Origin of the sequence: Synechococcus sp. R6-10 (genome assembly GCF_047461815.1) — a bacterium.
Taxonomy (GTDB): Bacteria; Cyanobacteriota; Cyanobacteriia; order Thermostichales; family Thermostichaceae; genus Thermostichus.
In genome coordinates this window covers 1-4,188 of record NZ_JANSHW010000531.1, presented here as the reverse complement: position 1 = coordinate 4,188, position 4,188 = coordinate 1, and the positions used below count along the sequence as shown (strand labels likewise).

The window sequence follows — 4,188 nt, the reverse complement described above, 5'->3', positions numbered from 1 at the left end:
TTCATCAAAGCGCATTCCTCCCGGCACTGACCCTACGGGTACAGTGCGGGGCTCCTGCGATTTCTAGCTGACAGTCAGCTCCAGATCCGTTCCCTTAGCGACAAAGACTGCCAAGACCTGGACTTTGTGGTGCGGCATGCCGACTTAGTGGGCTATTCCTTTGTCCAGCAGCCAGCGGACTTGCAGTTGCTGGTTTCTGAGCTGGAGCGGCGGCAGGCTCGCCCCGATTTGGGCTTGATCCTCAAGATGGAAACGCAGCAAGATGGAAACGCAGCGGGCGGTGAAAAACCTGCCGGCCTTGATCGCGACCGTTGCCGGCTGCCGGCCCCTGGGGGTGATGATTGCCCGTGGCGATCTGGCTGTGGAGATCGGTTGGCTGCGCTTGGGCGAGATCCAGGAGGAACTGCTGTGGATCTGCGAGGCAGCCCAGGTGCCGGTGGTCTGGGCTACCCAGGTGCTGGATCAGCTCACCAAGGAGGGCTTGCCCTCGCGGCCTGAGCTTTCCGATGCGGTGATGTCTGCCCGCGCCGAATGTGTGATGCTCAACAAGGGCCCCTACCTGCTGGAGGCGGTTGCCCTCCTGGACGAGCTGCTGGCTCGGATGCAGACCCACCAGCACAAGATAAAGCCAACGCCTGCGAGCTCTGTACTCCTGGAGGTGACCTGGAGCTGCCCTAGAGACGGAACTTCTCCCCCAGGTAATACTTGCGCACCAAGGGATCCGCCGCCAGCTCCGCCGCCGTGCCCTTGGCCAAAATGGCCCCGTCGTTGAGGATATAGGCCCGGTCGGTGATCTCCAGCGTCTCCCGCACGTTGTGGTCAGTAATCAAAACACCGATGCCCCGTTGCTTGAGCTTGGCCACCACCTCCTGAATATCCGCCACCGCGATGGGATCCACCCCCGCAAAGGGCTCATCCAGCAGCAGAAATTTCGGCCCGTGGATCCCAGCGGCCAAGGCACGGGCGATCTCCGCTCGGCGACGCTCCCCCCCCGATACCTGCAGGCCCAGGCTGTGGGCCACGTGGGCGATGCGAAACTCCTCCAGCAGTTGGTTGAGCCGCTGCTGCCAGAGGCGGCGAGGCACCCCCGTTTGCTCCATGATCAGCAGCAGGTTGTCTTGGATGCTGAGGCGACGAAAAATACTCGGCTCCTGGGCCAGGTAGCCGATCCCCAATTGGGCCCGGCGATGCATGGGCAGGTGGGTGATGTCTTGGTCATCCAACCAGACATGGCCGCGGTTGGGCTGGATCAGGCCAGTCATGATGTAGAACGTGGTGGTTTTCCCCGCCCCATTGGGGCCCAGGAGCCCCACGATTTCCCCCTGCTGAATGTTCAGGCTAACGTCGCTCACCACCTCACGGCGGCCATAGCGCTTACAGATGTTTTCTAAGTAGATCTGCATAGGGCCGGCACAGGGCTGCTGATCAATGCTTACTGATTCTGTAGGGCTGATTCTCTCCAACCGACAGGGATCCCGGCTGCCGCAGCGCACAGGCTACTTCCTCAAAGATGCCCCAAACCCCGCCCACAATCCAGGGGAGTGTAGGCAAAGTGGATCCCTCTCAAGCCAACCGGAGGGATCCTTAATGGGGTTCTCATAGCTCACGGCAACTGCTCGCCCCCCTCAAAATGGGATCATTTCACTAGGGGATCCCTGGCCTTCCCATGCTTCGCTGCCCAGCTTGCTACTGGCTCAACTCCAACTCCGATTATCGCTGTCGTCGCTGTGGGCACTTTTTGCGCCATCGCCCGCTTCCTGTTGCCGAGAAACTCAACCCAAGAAGGCCAACAACCAGCCCTGCCGGCTGGCGGGAAATCCGCTGGGATCGCGTCCTGACTTCCTCGGCAATACTCGGGGTTTTGGTGGGGTTGGGGCAACTGTCTTGGCATTGGGTGCAGCCGCTGCTCAAAGATCCACCCCTTCCCAGTGTTGGCAACGGCCCGGCAGCTTCGGGACGATAGGACTCCAAACGTCATCCCGCCCTGAGAGAGCCTGCTATCAGGTGGGCCAGACAGACCTGCGGAGTGGCCGAAGCCAGAAGATGCCACTATCATGTGACCAGCGCAGAACCATCCCCCTCTGCTGTGTCCCTTCACGTAAACCTTCAAAATTGTGAGGCTTGGTAACCATGAACCTCAATCTCAAAGTTCCCGCCATTTGGGCACTACTGGCCACGGCAGCCTTGGCTTCCTCTGCCGCAGCCACAACCTACAACTCTTGTTTTATGCGCTACCTCATGGCTTCCCGCACCTGTCCCAACTGCCGCCTGGGATCCATTGAGCTGAGCAATCTGGATTTGGCGGAGGCCAATTTCAGCGGTTCCGATCTCATCGAGGCCAATCTGGAGCGCACCATCTTGACGGGCGCCGATCTCAGCCAGTCTTACCTGGTGGGGGCCAATTTGCGGCGGGCTCAATTGAGCGGAGCCAACCTGAGTGGCGCTTACCTGGAGGGGGCAGACTTGCGGGGGGCCAACCTGCGGGGGGCCGATCTCTCTTCTGCATCCCTGTACGGCGCCGACTTGCGGGGGGCCGATCTACGCGACGCCAACCTGGTTGGGGCTGACCTGCGCTTTGCTCGCACCTGGGGCGCACGCCTGCAGGGTGCCGTTCGGGAATAGTGGCAAAGGCCGAAGCCAGCTTCCCCTCTCCCTCTCTGGGAGAGGGACTAATGAATAACGCGTACTAATTGCGTAATGCGGATGGCGAGACTCGAACTCGCAAGGCAAAGCCACACGCCCCTCAAACGTGCGCGTATACCAATTCCGCCACATCCGCTTCCGAGCCTAACCATCATAGCGACAGAGGGGTGGAGTTGTTAAGGGCATTGGCCATTTTGCAGCTATGGCTTGTCCTGCCTCGGCAAAGTTAAGGCAACTCCACCGACGTGGGCTTGGAAGCGTGGGGCAGTCCCCACCCCAACTTCTCTCGCATAACCCGGAAAAATTCCGGTCGGCGCAGGCGCATCAAATCTGTCCAATAGGGGGCACGTACCACCCGAATCTGGTCTTCCGGCATGATGTAGCAGCCGGCATTTCCATCTACCACCAAAACCAGTGGCTGAGGGGTAACGGGGCTAATCCATACCTCCTCCGAATCGGGGAAGACCAAGGCCCGCGACGCCATGGAATGGGGGCAGATGGGAATCAGCTGCAAAACCGGCACCCCCGGTGTGATCACCGGCCCACCCGCCGAGAGGGCATAGGCCGTCGAGCCGGTGGGAGTAGCCAAGATGACTCCGTCGGCAGCCACATCCAGAGGTGAGTGATCCCCGATGGTGATCTCGAAGTGGCACATGCTGGTCAAAGGCTCGCGGTGCAACACCATCTCGTTTAAGCTCAAGACCTCCCAGCGCAATTCTTGCCCTCGGTAGGCTTGCACCAGCAACATGCTGCGGCGATCCAGGGTGTATTCCCCGGCAATGGCGGCACTGGCTGCCTCTTCTAGGTGAGGAAGGTAGGTCTCCGTCAGAAAGCCCAGATGGCCCGTATTCACCGCCAACAAGGGGATCCCTTTGGGGGCCAGTTGCCGTGCTGCTGCCAAGACGGTGCCATCTCCCCCCAACACCACCGCAAACTTCATGGTTTGATCAAATCCAGCCGGGGCCAGGCTATCTACTTTGGTCAGGCAGATGGGGCTGTCGGGCTTGGCATAACCGAGGATACCGCCCCAGTTGGGGGCCACACAGACTTCCCAGCCCTGCTCCTGAAACCAGCGGGCTAGGGTTTCGCTGCTGCGTTTGGCGGCGGGTTTGGCGTCGTTGTAGAGGATCCCGGCTTTGGGCTTGGTCATGGGCAATGGGAAGGCAGAGGTGCCAAAACTCTATCAGTTCTGCAGGCCCCTCTGCTGGCCAGGTGATCCATTCCACAATTTCTGCCAGCAGACTTCGCTGATACATTGACGCTGAACAAGACGGGTAGCTTGCATGGCGAAGCCATACACTGCTGCCCGGGGCTGCAGCGATTGCATCCTGCTCGTTGCCAATCGGCAGCTCAACCCTGGCAGGGCAAGAAGCCACGAGAAGCTACGAGGAAAAACGAGTGACGGCAGGTTGGAACGAGTACCTCAATCGACAGGGCGACCCCGGTACATCAGTCGGTACTTCACCTGCGGGGTCAAGTCTTTTTGCCCTGGATCCCCTTCCGCGGTGATGGGTTGTGGAGGGGCGGTGGGAGAGTGGGCGCTCG

6 protein-coding genes and 1 tRNA gene are annotated in these 4,188 nt (G+C 60.3%); 4 read left to right on the top strand and 3 right to left on the bottom strand.

All coding sequences use genetic code 11. From position 1 onward, the window contains the following. Positions 1-262 precede the first annotated feature (262 nt). Positions 263-772, top strand: coding sequence for a pyruvate kinase (locus NW837_RS13350; protein ID WP_414332113.1), 510 nt, complete (start codon positions 263-265; stop codon positions 770-772). On the opposite strand, the gene lptB is transcribed toward NW837_RS13350, so the two are convergent. Then, positions 675-1,403, bottom strand: a complete 729-nt coding sequence (lptB, locus tag NW837_RS13345; protein ID WP_011433949.1) for an LPS export ABC transporter ATP-binding protein — start codon at positions 1,401-1,403, stop codon at positions 675-677. The genes NW837_RS13350 and lptB overlap by 98 nt on opposite strands. A 25-nt stretch (positions 1,404-1,428) precedes the next feature. On the opposite strand from lptB, the gene NW837_RS13340 reads away from it, so the two are divergent. From NW837_RS13340 to NW837_RS13330, 3 genes are all read left to right on the top strand, one after another. Further along, the gene (locus NW837_RS13340; protein ID WP_414332112.1) at positions 1,429-1,602 is read left to right on the top strand and encodes a hypothetical protein; all 174 of its coding nucleotides are present in this window, start codon (positions 1,429-1,431) and stop codon (positions 1,600-1,602) included. A gap of 64 nt (positions 1,603-1,666) precedes the next feature. After that, entirely contained in the window at positions 1,667-1,963 is a 297-nt protein-coding gene (locus NW837_RS13335; RefSeq protein ID WP_011433947.1) for a hypothetical protein, read from the top strand. Between the two features lie 167 nt (positions 1,964-2,130). Then, on the top strand, positions 2,131-2,622 hold the full coding sequence (locus NW837_RS13330; protein WP_414332111.1) for a pentapeptide repeat-containing protein: 492 nt from the start codon (positions 2,131-2,133) through the stop codon (positions 2,620-2,622). A gap of 76 nt (positions 2,623-2,698) precedes the next feature. On the opposite strand, the gene NW837_RS13325 is transcribed toward NW837_RS13330, so the two are convergent. Then, a tRNA-Leu gene (locus tag NW837_RS13325) sits at positions 2,699-2,779 on the bottom strand. Positions 2,780-2,869: 90 nt separating this feature from the next. Beyond that, a complete protein-coding gene (locus NW837_RS13320) occupies positions 2,870-3,793 on the bottom strand; it encodes an NAD(+) kinase (protein ID WP_011433945.1) in 924 nt (307 codons plus the stop codon). Between the last annotated feature and the right edge of the window lie 395 nt (positions 3,794-4,188).